General features: G+C 61.3%; 15 protein-coding genes and 2 tRNA genes. 5 read left to right on the top strand and 12 right to left on the bottom strand.

Annotated elements, in window-relative coordinates:
• Positions 1 to 245: 245 nt before the first annotated feature.
• Both NE591_RS03330 and NE591_RS03325 read left to right on the top strand, forming a co-directional pair.
• Entirely contained in the window at positions 246 to 1,340 is a 1,095-nt protein-coding gene (locus NE591_RS03330; protein WP_147272671.1) for a helix-turn-helix transcriptional regulator, read from the top strand.
• A gap of 141 nt (positions 1,341 to 1,481) precedes the next feature.
• Positions 1,482 to 3,188: an FAD-dependent oxidoreductase gene (locus NE591_RS03325; protein ID WP_227069382.1), complete on the top strand. Its 1,707-nt coding sequence runs from the start codon at positions 1,482 to 1,484 to the stop codon at positions 3,186 to 3,188.
• A 175-nt stretch (positions 3,189 to 3,363) separates the two neighbouring features.
• Here the strand turns inward: NE591_RS03325 and NE591_RS03320 are convergent, their stop codons facing one another.
• A complete protein-coding gene (locus NE591_RS03320) occupies positions 3,364 to 4,155 on the bottom strand; it encodes an amidohydrolase family protein (protein WP_114538877.1) in 792 nt (263 codons plus the stop codon).
• Between the two features lie 260 nt (positions 4,156 to 4,415).
• Between NE591_RS03320 and NE591_RS03315 the strand changes: the two genes are divergently transcribed.
• Positions 4,416 to 4,507, top strand: a tRNA-Ser gene (locus NE591_RS03315).
• Between the two features lie 70 nt (positions 4,508 to 4,577).
• Positions 4,578 to 4,670, top strand: a tRNA-Ser gene (locus NE591_RS03310).
• Between the two features lie 443 nt (positions 4,671 to 5,113).
• On the opposite strand, the gene NE591_RS03305 is transcribed toward NE591_RS03310, so the two are convergent.
• The 5 genes from NE591_RS03305 to NE591_RS03285 all read right to left on the bottom strand — a co-directional run bounded on the left by NE591_RS03305 (position 5,114) and on the right by NE591_RS03285 (position 10,924).
• Entirely contained in the window at positions 5,114 to 5,905 is a 792-nt protein-coding gene (locus NE591_RS03305; protein ID WP_114538876.1) for an ABC transporter ATP-binding protein, read from the bottom strand.
• A 98-nt stretch (positions 5,906 to 6,003) separates the two neighbouring features.
• Entirely contained in the window at positions 6,004 to 7,341 is a 1,338-nt protein-coding gene (locus NE591_RS03300) for a peptidylprolyl isomerase (RefSeq protein ID WP_227069381.1), read from the bottom strand.
• Positions 7,342 to 7,641: 300 nt separating this feature from the next.
• Positions 7,642 to 9,456, bottom strand: a complete 1,815-nt coding sequence (typA, locus tag NE591_RS03295) for a translational GTPase TypA (RefSeq protein WP_114538874.1) — start codon at positions 9,454 to 9,456, stop codon at positions 7,642 to 7,644.
• Between the two features lie 148 nt (positions 9,457 to 9,604).
• Positions 9,605 to 10,228, bottom strand: a complete 624-nt coding sequence (locus NE591_RS03290) for a J domain-containing protein (protein ID WP_256156325.1) — start codon at positions 10,226 to 10,228, stop codon at positions 9,605 to 9,607.
• A gap of 9 nt (positions 10,229 to 10,237) precedes the next feature.
• Positions 10,238 to 10,924, bottom strand: coding sequence for a type II CAAX prenyl endopeptidase Rce1 family protein (locus NE591_RS03285; RefSeq protein ID WP_114538872.1), 687 nt, complete (start codon positions 10,922 to 10,924; stop codon positions 10,238 to 10,240).
• A gap of 73 nt (positions 10,925 to 10,997) precedes the next feature.
• Between NE591_RS03285 and NE591_RS03280 the strand changes: the two genes are divergently transcribed.
• A complete protein-coding gene (locus NE591_RS03280; RefSeq protein WP_227069380.1) occupies positions 10,998 to 11,705 on the top strand; it encodes a TraX family protein in 708 nt (235 codons plus the stop codon).
• 60 nt (positions 11,706 to 11,765) lie between these two features.
• Here NE591_RS03280 and NE591_RS03275 read toward each other — a convergent pair whose 3' ends face one another.
• The 6 genes from NE591_RS03275 to NE591_RS03250 form a co-directional block, all read right to left on the bottom strand.
• Complete coding sequence (locus NE591_RS03275) at positions 11,766 to 13,223, bottom strand: hypothetical protein (RefSeq protein WP_256156324.1); 1,458 nt, start codon at positions 13,221 to 13,223, stop codon at positions 11,766 to 11,768.
• Between the two features lie 86 nt (positions 13,224 to 13,309).
• Positions 13,310 to 14,212, bottom strand: a complete 903-nt coding sequence (locus NE591_RS03270; RefSeq protein ID WP_256156323.1) for an Rpn family recombination-promoting nuclease/putative transposase — start codon at positions 14,210 to 14,212, stop codon at positions 13,310 to 13,312.
• 30 nt (positions 14,213 to 14,242) lie between these two features.
• Complete coding sequence (locus NE591_RS03265) at positions 14,243 to 14,401, bottom strand: hypothetical protein (RefSeq protein ID WP_157011821.1); 159 nt, start codon at positions 14,399 to 14,401, stop codon at positions 14,243 to 14,245.
• 77 nt (positions 14,402 to 14,478) lie between these two features.
• Positions 14,479 to 15,105: an ABC transporter gene (locus NE591_RS03260; RefSeq protein WP_256156322.1), complete on the bottom strand. Its 627-nt coding sequence runs from the start codon at positions 15,103 to 15,105 to the stop codon at positions 14,479 to 14,481.
• A 705-nt stretch (positions 15,106 to 15,810) separates the two neighbouring features.
• A complete protein-coding gene (locus tag NE591_RS03255) occupies positions 15,811 to 16,479 on the bottom strand; it encodes a DUF3800 domain-containing protein (protein ID WP_114538868.1) in 669 nt (222 codons plus the stop codon).
• A gap of 760 nt (positions 16,480 to 17,239) precedes the next feature.
• Positions 17,240 to 17,734 (bottom strand): hypothetical protein, encoded by a 495-nt coding sequence (locus NE591_RS03250; RefSeq protein ID WP_114538866.1) that lies wholly within the window; start codon positions 17,732 to 17,734, stop codon positions 17,240 to 17,242.
• Positions 17,735 to 17,760 lie beyond the last annotated feature (26 nt).

Genomic DNA, 17,760 nt, shown 5'->3' with positions numbered 1-17,760 from the left:
GGTGGCTCGGCAGAAATCTCCTGATAGCTGTGGCGGGTATCTCCGCCCTTCTGGCGGCCCAGTCATTTGAGGCGCCCTGCGAGATTTCCTGGCATCTTCCCCTGGGACAAGGCAGCGTGCCGGCGACCATTGTAGACGTAGCCGTCGCCTCCCTCGTTTCTTGCGCTTTGATCATCGCGGGCAACCGAGGGAGACGCGCGCTTGCGAGTGTTCCCCTCGCCATAGCAAGCGCCTCGTGCTGCCTAATGGGCCTGGCCGTGCAAGGCACGGGAGAGCCCCTCTCCATTTTTGGACTCATCCTCATGTCTGCCGGGGGAACCGTTCTTCTCTTCTGCTGGCTGGCGGCAGTCTGCGCCCAGCGCGATATCGGCATTGTCGAGCTGATGATAGAGATCGAGGTGCTCGCATCGGCGGCGGCGATTCTCCCCTCGCTTCTGTCTGCGTCATGGTGCCAAGCCCTCGCCGGCATGAGCGTGGCAGCCTCTGCGGTGGCACTTTGCCTCATCCAGCGCCCCGCGCCTTCCGCATCGGAGACCGAGCGGTCTTTTACCCTCGAGCCGTCTTCGCTGGCTAAAATCCTCTGCAGCTTCTTTGTTATCGGACTGGTGGTGGGATCCTTACAGTACTCGGTCTTCCTGCAGCAGGCAGAAGGCGAGATGTTCCCCGTCATCATTACCGCCATATCGCTCGCACTCGTGCTCTGGCTCTTTAACCGCGGCCGGGACTTCAACCTGTCGGTGTGGACGAAAGTGGTTGCAACCCTTTCGCTGGTCGCTCTTATCTTAGTGCTGTTCTCATCGACTCTCACCTACCTTGCCTACGTGTTGGCCGGCATCGCATACTCTCTTTTGGAATGCGGCGCCCTCTACATGGGATTACTCCTGGGGAGGCTGTATCCTGGTACTCGTGTGAGAATCTTAGCCACTGCCTGGTGTGTGGGGACTTTAGGATCCCTCCCCCTGCTAGCTTCCGTTTTTTTCGGACTCCACATCGCAAGCAGGGTCGCCATGCTCTTCATGGCCCTTCTGCTCGTCGTGGCATCCATTTGGATTCTGGAGGATCGAGCCGTGTCGCTGCTGTTGTCCGCAAGCGGCGGCGCGAAGCTCACCTCGCTCTCGGGTCGTCCCCTTGAATCATTCGGCGACAGCATGGGCCTGACTGCTCGCGAACGCGATGTGTTCAATCTCTATATCGTCGGACGAAGCGCCCCCTACATTGCAGAGAAGCTCGTAATCAGCGAGAGCACGGTGAAATCTCACCTGCAGCACATCTACACCAAATGCGACGTCCATTCGCGCCAGGAGCTTATCTCTCTCGTTGAAGCTGTTCGAGAAAATTAGAGTTCTCCCTGTTCAAAAGGTATTCATACGTTTCGTAGGAGAAGAGTTTTCCCTTATTTCATACGTTTCTCCTGTTTCGCCGCCTCCGAAAATGCGGTGATATGGGCACTATCTTGCCGTACAACGGAAGAGGAGGAAATTATGGCAATGGAGGAAAAGAGCGCGGGGGCAATGACCCGGCGCGGGTTTCTAACGGCCCTGGGCCTGGCGGGCGCTTCAGCGGCCGGCGCGGGCCTTGTTGGCTGCGCGCCAAAACAGCCAACCGAGGCAGCTGGCGACGACCAGACCGCCCTCGCTGACACTGGCACCCTGGTGGAAACCGACATCCCCGAGGAAAAAATCCTCGAGACCGTCGATTGCGACGTGTGCGTGGTCGGCCTGGGCGTGGCGGGTGTGGGAGCCCTGCGTTCTGCTGCTGAAGGAGGACTCAAGGTAGTCGGCGTCGAGAAGGGCAGCAAGCCCAGTGCTCGCTCGAACATGTTCGCCGCCTTCGGCACCGAGAAGACGCGCTCCATCGGAATCGAGGACATCAGCCCCACCGAGGTGGCCAACGAGCTCATGACGCAAATGTCGCATCGCGCAGACTATCGCATAACCACGAAGTGGCTGAAGAACTGCGGAGAGGCTTTCGAGTGGTACACCTCCGCATACGACGGACTCCTGTGGCTCGGCATGGAAGACGAGCTTCCCGAAGATCCTAGTCAGTTGTTCGTCTGCGCCGATACGCTCACGAGCGGCATCTATCGCTTCGGCATCGACCACGAGCGCCTCTTTGCCGGATGCTGCTGCATCAGCGGAGGAGACGAGACCCATACGCCCATTCTGCAGGCCAATGTCGATACAGCCGTGGCCACCGGCAACGCGCAGGTACAATTCTATTCGCCAGCCGTGAAGCTCGAGGCTGCTGACGGCCAGATAACCGCCGTGATCTGCCGCAATGATGAGGGCGAGGGCTACACGCGCTATCGTGTCTCCAAGGGCGTGGTGCTCGCCACGGGCGGCTATTCCCACAACGAGAAAATGCTGGGGCAGTATGCTCCGTGGATTCTGAAGAACCAGGACAAATTCCTGTTCTCATACGAGGTGACGGATCACGACGGCAACCCCGCCGATACCGGCGACGGCCAGCAGATGGGCATGAACGTCGGCGGCCACCTGGACGTGGGACCCCATGCGGTAATGGCTCATATTCTCCAGTTCGGCCAGGAGTTCTTCCTGCAGGTCAACGAGCACGGCGAGCGCTTCACCAACGAAGACCTCAGCATGACCAATATCGCTAAGGTCATGCAGAACCAACCAGGCAGCAAGGTTTTCCAAATCATAGACAGCCACTGGCCCGAGCAGTACCCGATGCTCGAGATGGTCATGGAAAATATCCGCAGCTATGGCGACGGCGAGGGTTTTTCTGCCCAAGCCGACACGCTTGAAGAGCTCGCCTCCCAGCTGGAGCTCAGCGCGGATGCCACCCAGAACCTGTCCGCCGCGGTCGCTCGCTACAATGAGCTGTGCGAGAAGGGCGTCGACGAGGACTTCGGCAAAGCTGCGGAGAAGATGTTCCCTGTGGTGGACCCGCCGTTCTATGCAATCACCTACGATATGCTCAAGCACACTTCAGTGGAAGACGTAAGCTGCATGCGCCTGCTCGTAACCATGGGCGGCCTTGTGACCGACGACAACGCGCGCGTGCTGGACGATGACTCGAACCCCATCCCCGGTCTGTTTGCCGTCGGCAACGTGCAAGGCGGCCGTTTTGTGGAAGACTACCCCTTCACCTTGTCTGGGGCCAGCCACGCCGCCGCTCTCACCTATGGGTACCTGACAGGCAAGTATCTCGCTGAACAGGCGTAAGTTCCGCACATCCGAATCTGGCGCACCTGCCTCCCTCCCCGATGCGCCGAATGGGGGCACTCCTGCCCCATAAGACGGAGAACCCTACAGCCCCAAGGGCAAAGGGTTCTCCGTCTGTCGTTCAGCGAGATATACGAGAGGTCCAAGACGACCCCTTGCGGTACCTGGGAGCCTTCTAGATTTCCTGGCCGATAAAGCGCTCGGCGTTGTGCCAGGTGATGGCTTCGAACTCTTCCTGGGTGAAAGGCATGGCGGCCAGCATGTTGTACTCGGTCACGGGGCTCCACATGGGGAAGTCGCTGCCGAACATCACGCGCTCGACGCCGTAGGCGCGCACCAGCTCCACGGTGCGGCGCGGGCCCAGAAACTCTAGGGCGCTGGACGTGTCCACGTAGCAGTTCTCGTCTTCCAAATACTCGAGGGCGTAATCGAACACCGACCAGCCGCCGAAGTGGGCCGCGTCCACCACCAGGTTCGGGAACGTGTGCAGGATGCGCTTCAGACGGCGCGGATGCGAGAAGTCGTAACGATAGTCGCCGGTGTGGATGACGATGGGCAGCCGGCCCTCGATGACCTCGTACAGGTGCATGAGCCGAGGGTCGTCCATGTTCACCTTCTGGGTGTCGGGATGGATCTTCACGCCCTTCAGTCCCAGATCAATGGCGCGGTTGATCTCACCTTCCACGTCTTCGAAATCTTGGTGCATAGTAGCGAAGCCAACGAAGTTGTCGTGGGCGCGGCACTGCTCGGCGATGAAGTCGTTGATGATCGGCACCTGCCCGGGCGTCGTGGCCACGGAATGCACCAGGTGATGGGTGATGGGCGAGCCTTCGCACGCCGCGAGCATCGAGGACGCCGAAGCATTCTTTGCGTTCATGTCGACGCCGTAGAAATCGCCCACGGCCGAGGAAGCCTTGCAGGCGATCTTGTCGGGATAAATGTGGGAATGGGCATCAATGACGGGCATAGCGGTTCCTTTTGACAAGCACGCTTTTTGCCTATTGTACGCAGTTCCTCCGTGAGATAAACGGACAATGGAGGCTCACTGGGGAATCCGAAGGTTTAACGGTTAGCCATCCTCGACGATGAGGTGCGTCTTGGATCATCCCTCGCAAGATCCGCCGAACCGTTGCGGCGAAAGCCTCCACACGAAAAAACCTCTTGAGACCGCAGCGCAGCTGCGCTATACTTCTAAGACGCTTCACGTTCGTGAGGCAGACGCTATGCGGAGAGATGTCCGAGCTGGCCGAAGGAGCACGATTGGAAATCGTGTATGCCCCAAAAGGGTATCTGGGGTTCGAATCCCCATCTCTCCGCCAGACTTATCCCGCGAGCCTCTTCCAGGCTCGCTTTGATATGGCGCCCCTTTAGGCGGCGCATCGCCCCTGCGGAGGGGTGGCAGAGTGGTTGAATGCGGCGGTCTCGAAAACCGTTTCACCGGTGCTCCCGGTGACGAGGGTTCGAATCCCTCCTCCTCCGCCATTTTCGGTTCCGATATACTCCCGTATCCAGGCCCCTTTCTCTCTGTTTACGCTGGCGCTGGTGTCGTCGCTAACGCAATCCGTAGCACGGAGCCCCTTTTTGCCGCAGCGCTGCCGCCAATACGACATTATTCCGCCTTGTGCTACGGAGTTTGCTTCTGCTAACTTTGACAACTTTCGAGTTTCCCCAGTTCAGCTGTTTGTGACTATTTGTTAACTCTAGATTACACCGTAGCACGACCGCCCTTTCTGTCGCTCACGTTGAATCCAGCTGCCAAAATGGCGCCCCGTGCTACAGGGGGGCCGAACCCAGCTGCCAAAATGGCGCCCCGTGCTACGGTTTGGAGGAAAACGCAAGGGGGAACCTCAACCATAGGATGCGCCGTACACAATTCATTGAAGCTCTTCGAAGGAAAATGCGGCGCAGCGCTAGCAGTCCACGACCTAGCAGTCCACGAGGCTGTAACGATCGCGAGTGCGCACCACTTCCAAGGGGACGCCGAACAGGCCGCTCATGGTCTCACTGGTGAGCAGCGCCTCCTTAGGGCCGTCAGCCACGATACGACCGTCGCGCACGAGCAGCAGCCGCTGAATTTCCGGGGCAATGTCCTCGGGATAATGGGTAACCAGCAGCACCGGGCGGCCGGCGCGGGCGAGAGCGCTCATCGTTTGCCGAACATAGTACATTCCTTCGGGGTCGAGTCCCGTGCAGGGTTCGTCGAAGATGAGGACGTCCGGGTCGTGCACGAGCGCCCGGGCGATGAGCACGCGCCGCGCCTGGCCCGTGGATAGCGTGAGAATATCCCGCTCGGCCAAGTCGCCGATGCCCAGCTCGCTCATGATTGCCCGGGCGCGAGCGCGCTGGCCGTCGGTTACCGTGCAGCGCTGGGGTATCCCCAGCGAGCCGAACAAGCCGCCGGCCACGATATCCTGGGCCGGCACATGCACGCGAATCTGATCCTGCATCGTGGACGACACCACGCCCAGCGCTCGCTTGATGTCGGCCAAGGTGACGCGCGCATCGCCCCGAAAAAGCACGGGCGCCTCATCGCGGTGCAGCGGGTGTATCTCGCGGGTAATGAGGCCGATGAAGGTCGACTTCCCCGAGCCGTTGGGTCCCAGCAGTGCCGCCGATTCTCCCTCGGCAAGGGAGAACTCATCCACCGCGAGAATCTCGCGGCCCGCGCGGCGCACATGGGCGTCGCGGATACGCAGCAGCGGCGACAGGTCCGTCATGGCTTTCTCCTCCAACAAGAAAGCGCCCGCACGGATGCGCGGGCGCTTCGTTCTTCTCTCATTCGCAAGGACGTCCTCGCAGCGGCGGGAGCGTCGCCTTACTCGGCAGCTCCCTCAGCCGGCTGGGCACCATCGGCGGCACCCTCGGTCGGCTGCTCGGCGGCGGCGTCATCGCCAGCAGGTGCGGCGCCCTCAGCATCGGCAGCAGCCTCATCGGCAGCGGCCGCGGCGGCATCTTCGGCACCTTCAGCGCCCTCGTCGACGCCCTCGGCTACGGGAGCCTCAGCGCCCTCGCCTTCGCCCTCGGCGGTTTCCTCATCCAGCACGATGGGGTTGCCATCGGCATCGACGGCCGTCACACCCGTGCCATCCGTGGAGGTCTCCGTCTTGGAGTAGTTCGCCATATCGACGTAGTAGGGCAGCCCCTCGGGCATGTCGTTGATCTGAATGTCAGCAGCGTTGCGCTGCTCCTCGAGCCACGTGTAATAAGCATTGGACTGGTTGGAAGACTGCAGCATGGTACGGATAGAGTCCTGGAACTCCGTCGGCAGCTGATCGAGGCTCGTCAGCTCTTCCGGCGCTTCGAACACATCGGTGCACTGGATGATGTGAATGCCGTACGTGCTGGTCACGAGCCCGCTCACATCGCCCTTGTTCAAGTCGGCCAGGGCCGTGGTGTACTCGGTCACGAGGTTGGACAGGCGGTCCCAACCCACGTTGCCGCCCTCGGCGGCGGAAGCGGTGTCCTTGGAATAGGACTCGGCGGCCGTGGCGAAGTCGAGCTCGCCGGCGTTGATCTTGTCGAGCACTTCCTGGGCCTGAGCCTCGTCGGAGGCCTCGAACAGGATGTGCGAGGACTTCTTCGCGCCGTCGTAGGAGCTCACGTAGGTTTTCGCGCTCTCGAGCACTTCCTCGTCCGTGGGCTCGGCAGCGCCTTCGCCCACCTTCTCCTGCAGCTGCTGGGACACCAGAGACAGCGCGATGTTGTCGCGATACTCGTCCTCGGTCATGCCCACGGCCTCGAGGGCCTCGGCCCAGGCACTATCAGAATCATAGTGGCCACGCATGGTTTCCACGTACTGATCGATCTCGGTGGGATCGGCGGTAATGCCCTCGGCCTCGCCGCCCTGCTTCACCAGCTCTTGGTCGACGAAGGAGTTGACGATCTCCTCGCGCACCGACTCAGGCGTGTAATCGTTGTCGGCGAGCCACTGGCCCCAGGCGTCCTCCTCGGTGAGGCTCATCTGGGCGCGGATGTCCTGGATGGCCTGCGTGACCTTGTCTTCGGGAATCTCCACCCCGTTGACCGTGGCCGCGACACCGCCCGTATAGGTGGGCGTATCGCTGGTCTGCTCGGAGCACGCGACGATACCCAGGGCGCACACAGCCGCCAAACCAACGGAAGCAAGCGATTTCGCAAAAGACAGCTTCTTCATAAGCACCTTCCTCATAGGCAACGGGGACGGCCGAGGTTCAATTCACGATGGCGTTTTGAGACAGTCCCCGATAAGTTCAAAAGGCATTTTCCCACGCATGACGGCACGGTAACAACCGCCGCACAATTTGCCCACTTTTGATTCACGGTACGTCAATGAGAACGAGGAAGAAATCCCACTTCAAAGCTTATGAATTGGGTCATATTCGGATATTTTGATTCACGCAATTTCCCATACAGAAAGGGGGCGACCAAGGTCGCCCCCTACGGGTAGGTATGTGGCTCGGCCATAAGGTACGGGTTAGTTCTTCTTCGCCTTCTTGCGGTCGGTGGCGGAGAGCAGGCGCTTGCGCAGGCGGACGGACTGCGGGGTGACCTCCACCAGCTCGTCGTCCTCGATGTATTCCAGGGCCTCTTCCAAGGTGAAGGTGATGGGCGGCGTCAGCTGGATGGCCTTGTCGGCCGAGCTGGAACGCTGGTTGCCCAGGTTCTTCGTCTTCTCGACGTTCACCACCATGTCGCCTTCCTTGGCGGACTCGCCGACGATCATGCCCTCGTAGCAATCGTCGCCCGGCGCCACGAACAGACGCCCGCGCTCCTGCAGCGTGTCCAGCGCGTAGGCGACGGCCTTGCCCGTGGACATGGCGATCATGCCGCCGTTCTTGCGGCCGGCCATTTCGCCGGTGTAGGGGCCGTACTCCTTGAAGTGGTGGAACAGCATGGCCTCGCCGTGGGTGGCGTTCAGGATGCGTGTCTTCAGGCCCATGGTGCCGCGCGAGGGGATGGAGAACGAGAGGTGCGTCATAGTTTCATCGGAGGCCATGTGCTCCATGATGCCGCCGGCGGTGCCCATGACCTCGATGGCCTTGCCCGCGTACTCGTTGGGCACGTCCACCGTGGCTTCCTCGATGGGCTCGAGCTTCGTGCCGTCCTCAGCGGTCTTGTACACCACGCGGGGGCGGCCCACCTGGAACTCGAAGCCCTCGCGGCGCATGGTCTCCATGAGCACGGACAGGTGCAGCACGCCGCGGCCGGCCACCTCGATGCCGGATTTGTCCTCCAGCTCGTTGATGCGCATGGAGATGTTGCTCTCCTTCTCGCGCATCAGGCGCTCCTTCAGCTGGCGGCCGCCGACGATCTCGCCCTCGCGACCCACCAAGGGACTCGTGGACGCCTCGAAGACGACGGCCATGGTGGGCTCTTCCACGGCAATGGGGGCCATCTCGGTGACGGGGCTTTCCGGATCGGTGATGATGTCGCCGATGTCGGCGTCCTCGATGCCGATGACGGCCACGATATCGCCGGCATCAGCGGCCGTGACCTCGGCCTTGCCAAGGTTTTCGAAGGTGTACACCTTGCGAATCTGCGCGCGGCGCTCGGCCCCGTCGGGCTTCACAACGAGCACCTGCTCCTTCTCGTGCAGCGTGCCAGAGGACAAGCGGCCCACGCCGATGCGGCCCTCGTAGCTGGAGTGGTCCACCGTGCAAATTTGCAGGGCCACCGGGCCGTCGATATCCACGTCGGGGGCGGGAATCTCATCCAGAATGGTGTCGAGCAGCGGCACCATGTCCATATTGCCGTCGTCGGGCTCGCGGCGGGCGTAGCCGTTCACGGCCGAGGCGTACACCACGGGGAAGTCGAGCTGCTCGTCGCTGGCGCCCAGTTCCACCATGAGGTCGAAGACCTTGTCCACGGCGCCCTCGGGGTCGGCGTTGGGACGGTCGATCTTGTTCACGACCACCACAATGCGCAGGCCGCGCTCGAGCGCATGGGAAAGCACGAAGCGGGTCTGGGGCTTGGGGCCCTCGTAGGCATCGACGATGAGCAGGGCGCCGTCGGCCATGTTGAGCACGCGTTCCACCTCGCCACCGAAGTCGGCATGGCCCGGCGTGTCGATGACGTTGATCTTCACGCCCTTGTAGGTGATGGAGATGTTCTTGGAAAGGATGGTGATGCCGCGCTCGCGCTCCTGATCGTTGGAATCGAGGACGCGTTCTTCCACCTGCTGGTTCTCGCGGAAGACGTGGGAAGCCCACAGAAGACGGTCTACGAGAGTGGTCTTGCCGTGGTCGACGTGGGCGATGATAGCGACGTTGCGGATGTTCTCTTGCTTCATGAATCTTCTTTCGGTTCGTTTTTGGGCGCAGAAATTATAGCGCTTTGCGGGGGCAATAGCGGGAAATGGCCGCAGACGGCACCGGGACGACAAACGGGCGCGGCAGAAGGGGTACGATGCGCACGGCCGGACGAGACGGCGGGAGCAACTACTCCTCGAGGAGAGCCTCGTACTCCTTGCGTTCCTCGGTGAGCTTCGCCAGATGCTCGTTCAGCGTGTTGAGGTTGCGCTGGGCGCCGAGAAACTGAATGATGCCCCACCCCGTGGCGGTGCCGGCGACGGCGGCGATCATGCCGAGGATGCCGAAAGGCCGCCGGATGGTGAGCAGCGTGGCCACCGCGCCAATGGCCGCCATGGCCAGGCCGTTGCGGCGCTCGTCGGAGACGGTGTCGCGCTGGGCCACCAGCTGGGCGCGGGCGGCGGCGATGCCAGCAAGGCGCGCCTTAATCTCGGCCTCGGTGAGGTATTCCACTTCCACACCGTCTTCGACTTCGGTCCAGGCACGCGCGGCGCCGGATGAGGAGGATGCGCCGGACGAGCTGCCGGAGCGCGCACCGCGGCCGCCACGGCCGCCGCCTGCGCCCGAAGACAGCAGGTCGTAAGCCTCTTGCAGGCGCTTGAACTGCTCCGTGGCGCGGTTCTGCAGCTTCTCATTGCCCGCGAACTTGTCCGGGTGCAGAATCTGCACCGTCTCGCGATAGGCGATTTTGATGTCGTCGGCCGTGGCGTCGTCTTCCAGGCCGAGTATATGCAGGGCTTCAGTTCTGTTCATGGGCAAAGCCTAACATGATTTTACGGCCCATGCCAGCAGAACCGTTGTGATCACCAAAGGTACGAGATCGGCCGGATTGCCCGTGAGGTAGGTAGAGGGCAGCACGCCGCCTGTCAGCAAAAGGGGGCCCCAGAACAGCAGATCGAAAAGGCCGTGAACGATTACGGGGGCCATCAGGGAAAGCGCCCGCTGCGGGAAAGGACGCGAGCCGTAGGGACTACGAACGACGAGCAGCGCCATGACAGCCCCGAACAACGTCGACTGCGTCACCTTGAGAACGCCCTGGATCGCAGCAACACCAATGTCGGCTCCTGGCGCCATCAGCGATCCTTCAGGGAACAGGTGGGCCAATCCGAATATGAGGGAACTCGCCATTACCGCGAAACCGACGGGATCAACGACCGCGCGTAAGCCGGCGAACCGATGACGATGAGCGCGCGGCGCTCTTCTTGGGTATGCTTCATTCCGGCGACGCGCCCAAGACAGGCATGCCCACAACAACACGCCGCGGAAAAGCACCTCTTCCACCACCGCCGCCTCCCAAGCCTCGGCAAGCAATGCGCCACAGCGCGCCAGCTGCACTGCTTGCGAACCCCCGTCGGCCCACCACTGACCGAGGCCGCCCACGACGCCGGCGAGCAGCACCAAGACGAGCACAGGCCCAAAGCCACACGGTATGATTTTGGTATTTCCCATGGCGCATCATTATAATAGGTGCGCCTCTTTGACTGCGCCGGCACCTTTCAGCCGGCCTCGCGAAAGGATCCCCATGAAGCCTATGCCCCCCGTTACCGCCTTTGTGTTGAAGGTGGCAGCTATCGTGGGCATGACGTGCAACCATGTTGCCAACGTGTTCGGCAGCGAGCTGCCAGGGGGCGCCATGGTCGCTTTGTATTCTTTGGGCGGCCTCACCTTCCCCATTATGGCGTATCTGCTGTGCGAGGGGTATCGACACACCTCCAGCGTGCGACGCTATGCAGAGCGACTCGCCGTGTTCGCGGTTGTCTCGCAAATTCCCTATTCGCTGCTGTTCGGAGCGACGGGTAACGTGCTCATCACCCTGCTTATCGGGCTCGGGATGCTGTGGCTTGTCGACCACCAGCGGCAGAACCTTGTCCTATGCGCGCTGGGCCTCCTTGGAGAGCTGGCCGTCAGTTCCTTTTGCGACTGGGGCATTATCGGCCCGCTTATGATTCTGCTTTTCTGGCATTTTCACGATCGGCCGCGCGGGGTAGCGCTCGCGATGCTCGTACCTTTTTTGAGCCTAGGGCTGCCGGCTCTTTCATGGGCAGTCAGCGATCCTGCGCTGCTAAGCCTAGGCGTACTCGGCTATTACACCGTTGGGTTCGGGTTGGCAACAGCGCTCATGCTGAACTACAACGGCCAGCGAGGCCGACCGTTGAAATGGTTCTTCTATGGGTACTACCCTGGGCATCTTCTAGCACTGTGGGCGCTGGCGCAAGCGCTTGCTCTCTAGCTGAAACGCCAAACCCTGAGGGCGCGGCGGTCCTTTAGAAGCGCTCCCTTTAAAGCAAGGCTAAAGCGCTTGATGCCCGGCATTCGGAACGGCGACGGCATCAGCCTCGACAGCACTATTGCCCAGCACCTGGCCCTCGAAAGACGCCAGCCGCTGCGCCATCACGAGACGTCGGCGCACGGCGATAACGCCCCACAGCGCCGTTCCAATAGCCCCCAGACCCGCGACCCAAGGAGCCGGATCAACCGGAGCGTCGAAGGCCCCCATGGGAACCTCCTCTTCGGCAATGGCTTCGGCGCCGCCGACTCGAGCAACCATCGGTGTTGCATCATCGTCGATGGAAACCGTCTCGGCTGCAGGCTGCTCGGCAGAAGTCGTTTCGGCAAGCTCGACCTTCGCGGGAGCGGCCTGGGGCGCGGGCTCGGACACAGCCGTGCGCTCGCCCGCATTGAACCCACCGCCGTTGGCACCGGTGGCGGTGTCGTTATTCTGGGCATTGCTCTGCGACTGCTGAGGTGTGGGCGGCGCGGGAACCTTGATGCTTGGCACCTTCGGGGTTTCGTTGTCGGAAGGCGCCGGCGGCTTCACGCCACCGTTGTTGTCGACTGACCCGTTACCATTATCGTCGGGGACGACGGGCTTGCCGGCAGGATCGTTATCGCCAGGGTTTTCGGGCTTGACCGGCTCTTCGGCTGTCTTTTTGTAGACCAAGGTCATGCCGGAAACGGAGGATCGCGCGAGAGATTCAGCTGCTACCGTAACGGACTCGCCGCCATTCTTCTCTGTAGTTAGCTCTTTCGAATATTCGTAGCCTTCGATGTCGATGATTTGGTCGTCCGCAGCTATCTCCGACCCAACGGCAGCCAAAATGGTGCGCGTGTCGGTCTTGTTGCCCTGATCATCTACGTCGCCCACAGCAAGTGCGTTGCCCTCGGCGTCAATGTAGCGGACATCGAAATTCACCAGCTGATCGCACAGTTCTCCGTCGAGGTGCCACGTATGCCCTGCCACCGCATAATCAGTCGCTCCGGAGCACACCTTAAGGGCGGTCCACTTCGCAGCACTCAGGCTCAGTGCTTGGGCACCAGGGTAATAGTTGATCGACCGCAAAGCCGTGCCTATCTGATTTTGCATAGCTTTAAGCTCAGTTTGGTCAACCTCGTAATTCAAGGGCTTTTCACTCGGTTTTGCAATGCCTTTCAATGCAATGACGCCTACCGTGAACCAGCCCTCCCGGTTGACCTCCAACCCGGCCGCCTTCGCCGTATCCAGAGCCCGCCCACTTAAATGCAGGTACACGAAGACGTTCGATCCCGCCTCGGGCTCCTCGGGTGCAGGCAAAACAAGGTGCTCGGTAGCCGCATCGACGCCGTCGGCCTCTTCTGCCAGGGCGGTGCCGGGAAGCACCGTCAGATTCAAAAATGTCAGAGCGAGCAATGCGGCCAAGCCGGCAGCCAAAACCCGCATCGCCAAACCCATTCCTTTATTGGTAAACCGCGTGATGTCTCCCACGATCATCACCCGCTTCCTTCCCATTTCAGCATCTCGTTAAAGATGATCCAAGTTTACCAAATATTGACAGAATTATCAGCTCATCAACCGCATTATTCGGCCTGGGAGATGCCAAACTCACGCATCAGCTCATCCCGGTAGCTCTCTTCCACAGCTGCCCGTCGAGCGTCGTCGAGCCGTTCGGCGCCCAAAAGCAACGCCATCAGCGAAGCAACCTCGCTAGCCGCTTCCGCGCGGCCCTCGGCCAGGCCTTGCTCTCGGCCCTCGGCCAGGCCCTGTTCAAGGCCCTCGGCCAGGCCTTGCTCCCGACCCTCGGCCAGGCCCTGTTCAAGCCCCATCTGGAGGCCGATTATTTGACCGCGCTCTTGTCCCTTTTTCTCAGCAATGCGCCTTTGAATTTCCATGTCTTCCTCAAACGTCAGCAACGCCATCTTCTCCTTCCGCCAATTCTCGTTTTTGTTGGCCTTTTTCACCGCAACGGCAAGCTGGCCCATAAGCGGATCTTCCCCGGCTTCCCCCGTCCAAACATAGTGTAGCAGGTTCCGCAAGCGCCCCTCGGGGAGCTTGCCCCAAGCAGGGGCGGATAGGGCTTTCCAAAGAAAGCCATGACCGATGCGCGCACTGGGTTTCTCCAAGCAGTTCACATCGAGCGTATACACAGGAAGTCCTTCATCGAACGGATCGTGCATGCAGATGAAAATAATGATACAAGGAGGTAGCTCTTCGTAACCTTCTCCCTTCCGCAGAGTCAGCGTATCCAACGCTCCCTGGTAGTACCGCATTCTCCGTCCGAGGTCTTCTCGCTTGGTTGTCTGCATCTCGATATCGTAGATCTCGTTTTTCGTCTTCACGAAGGCATCGAGGCGCACGCCGTGATTGGTGAGTGTTGGGCGAACGTCGTCTTCGGTGACGATATACTCGATATCTGCTATTGGCTCGAGGAGGTTCCCATGGACACTGCAGCCGACATCGTCGCGCAGCTCGCTACGCGCCAACCGCGATGGCACCCTCGGCGCGGCCTTCCTCTAGCCCGCCGGCAGCGAGGCGACACGGGCGAGCAGCCCCGCCACCGTCTCCGGATCTTCGATTCTGCTTACCGCAAAGGCGCGCTTTCCCGCATCCTTGATAGAGGCGCCGACGTGGTAGGCCTCGGTGCCGCCGAGAGCCTCCAAGTCGACATACACGTCGACAAGCAGAATCCTTTCCCGCGCGCGGAGGTCGTTAGCTATGTCTCAGTCGAAGGCCCCTAGCACGAATCGCACTATGCGAGCTTGCGTCTCACCTGCTTAAGAAAGTTCTGCCTGAAGTTTCTACGCGTTCCGAAGAAGCGCCGGTAGGAGGCGCTCACGTCTCCGCGCTCGTAGCGTCTCTCGGCGAGGCCGACCGTGCACAGGTAGTCCGCCGCCTGGGCCAGCCTCTTTTCCTGGTGGGAAAGCGGTTTGTAGACCGCGGCACTGCGCGCAAGGGCGTAATCGAACGCCCCGTGCAGAGACACTGTCACCGCCTCCTGGCCTCCATCGTAGTATATCGCCACCCGATCGTATAGCTGAAAGTCGTCGAGACGGTCGAACACGAAGTCGATTATATCCTTGCGCAAGCGCGCCTCAAGCCGATCGCGATCTTCCGTGTACGCCCTCTCGTAGGAAAAGACCCTGTAAGTAATGGGCAACGTGCGGACGAACATGGAAAACGCGATCAAATGGCGCTTTCTCTTCTCAGGAGAGATTCCCTCGTAGTCTCCATGGCCGTGAATGAGATCGACGCCATGGAACGGAATATCGGCCAACCCCTCCAGACTCAAGCGATCCAGATAAGGCCCGATATACTGCGCAAGCTCTTTGCTCTGGTCGTGAAACACCAACGCCGTCAAATAGTAGCCGGCGGCCATGTCTTGCGCCCCCGCCTCATCGGTGAAGCAGCTTAGTAGTCGCAAAACAGCACGCCCCCTTAAATGCAAACGGCGAGGGAGCACCCTCGCCAGTCTGGAGCCATCGGGCCTTCCGACCCTCCGGCAGAATCTTTTATACCACAAACAGGCGGCCCTGGAAACGCATCTTTCTCATTTGTTTCCCTTGCGACCGCCGCTAGCTTCGGCTTCGGACTGAAAACTATCCTACTCGATCGCGACCGCGGAAATGACGCGGGAGTGTCCCGATCCGTTCCCCGCGCCGACCGCACCCGCGTCGCAAACCACCAGGAAGATGCCCCCAAAACCGCAGCGACACAGAAGGAGGACATATCAGCGCTGCCCCCTCTGGTCATCGGCTGCTCCTCGGATCCGCAGGCCCTCGCGGACCCGAGGGCCGCCCCTACGCCGCCAGGAACGCGGCCAGCAGTCCATCGTCCCGAGCGACTTCGCGCTCATCCCGAAAGTTCTCAACGAGTTCGACGCATGCGAGCACACGGGTACGGACAAGCTGGGCAACAAGAAATCCCTCGTCGACATCGTCACGCAGCTCGCTGCGCGCCCACACGAAGAAGAATGGTTCGAGTTCAAGACGAATTGGTGCGAGCCCCGGATTTTGGGGGAGTATGTATCCGCCCTCTCCAACGCCGTTCTCTCTCGCCCAAACCCACACAGAAGCTAGAAGGCTCAGCGGCGGAACTCCTTCAGATAGGTCTTCTTGAAACTTCCGGCGCCTCCGAAGAACGCAGCCTCGGACTTCGTGAGCCCGCGCTCGGTGCGCCGTCTCTCAACTAGCTCGATCGTACAACAAAGATCCGCGACCTGGAACAGGACGTAATCGGCCGGTGCGACAACCCTGTGCTCGACGTGGCTGAGCGAGGCCGCGAAGGCGACCCTGAGCGTGCGACTTATCTCCTTTTGCCCCCTATCGTAGTACACGATGACCCTGTCATAGGACTGAAAGAAAGAAATATTCTCTCTTAAAAACTCACCCAGCTCGCGAGCGATGCGCTCCTCCAGGGCATCGCCGTCCCCGAACCAGCGCTTATCGACGAGAATAACTTTGTGCCTCATGGAACAGCGGCGGCTGAACGCGAAGAGCGCATCGAACATGCGGCGCCTCTGCCTACCATCGAGCTCGGAATACGGCGCCTCCCGGCGAATCAGCGGCGCGGTGTGAACCGGCCCATACCTGTCGAACCCCGACTCGCGCATCACCTTTTCCAGCCTCCCCAGCTGGGCGTCGATGGGCTCGTCTTGGTCGTGAACGACAAGGCTCACAATATAGAAGGGGCAGTGAGCGGCGAGCGCCCCGAAATCTCCGGACTCGTCGACGAAAACGCTCAACTCGCTCATTTTACCCCCTCCCCTCAGCATGGCACCGAGAAATAAAAAGGCGGGGACTGTTCCCCGCCGATGGGTGGACCCGCTCTCGCGCGCCCCGCGCTAATCTTATATCACGGCCTGCAACCTCGCGTCAAGCCACGAGGAGCTGGCGCGCCGCGATCGACTGGGCTCGGCCGTCAGGACCGGTCTCGACTTCGAACCAAGGCCATCCTACTTGATCCCGACCGCGGAAACGACGCGGGAATGTCCCGATCCGTTCCCCGCGCCGACCGCGACGGAGTCGCAGGGGCGCCCCCATTGCGCTGCGGAGGCATGCGCCCCGCCGCTGGCGGGGATACGGAAGGTGCGGAAAGCAGGGCCGCGCTGATGGGAGCGCAGCAGTCGCGTGCAGCGCGCCCGCAACCAATCGCCCTGCATCGTCCTCGACTCGAGGCGCATGAGAAAAGTCCCGGACGCCGCAATCGAAAGGGAGCTGAGAAGGTGCGCGAAGACCATCAAGGGGATAAGGCGCCTCCTGTTCGTCGGCCGACACGGAAGCGTCACAACCATTCTCTGAATCTGTGGTATGATTGCGCCAGCAAACGCCCGAACGGTACGCAGTTTACCTTCCTCGGGCGTTTTTGCTGCTTCCCCTGGTTTAGTTTTTCATCCCAGCATCTTTCCGCTGAAATTACCTCCTATTTCATAGAAAAGGAGGTCGGCGCTCGCCAGAGCGCCGGCCCCCTCTCGGTTGGCTATGTCGCGGCCCCTAAGGGCCAGCGGGCCTCCCCTACGCCGCCAGCAGGGCGGCCAGGTCCTCGCGGGACGAGAACGCACGCGGCTCGGCCTCGGGGTCGTGGGCGGGGACGACCTCGCCCTCCCAGACCTCGCCGTTGCGGTCGAACTTGCGGCTCCGCACCACCCAGCGGAACGCGGGGCGCACGCGCTCGTCCAGCGCAGCCACCTCGTCGGGGAAGGCCATGCCGGCGAGCGTGCGCTCAAGCGCCGCCAGCTCGCTCTCGCCGGCGTCGGGCATCACGAGCCCGGCCTCCGGGTTGTACACGATGCCCTCGCCGATAAAGGCCAGGCGCATCTTCTCGCGCCTCTTGCCCTCGGCCCACACGATGCCGCCCACGACGGCGGCCACGGCGAGCCACCACACCACGGCGACCACCAGGTCCAGCGGGTCGTCCACGTGGTTGAAGCCCAGCGCGAACCAGGCCCACAGCAGAACTCCGCAGGCGACGGCCGCGATCGCTGCGACGATCCAGTTGTTCTTTCTCATCTCAGTCTCTCCTTTCCTTCACGGAG

Source organism: Adlercreutzia sp. DFI.6.23 (assembly GCF_024462535.1).
Taxonomy (GTDB): Bacteria; Actinomycetota; Coriobacteriia; order Coriobacteriales; family Eggerthellaceae; genus Adlercreutzia; species Adlercreutzia rubneri.
The sequence above is the reverse complement of the archived record's forward strand: the minus strand, read 5'-3'. Positions and strand labels throughout refer to the sequence as shown.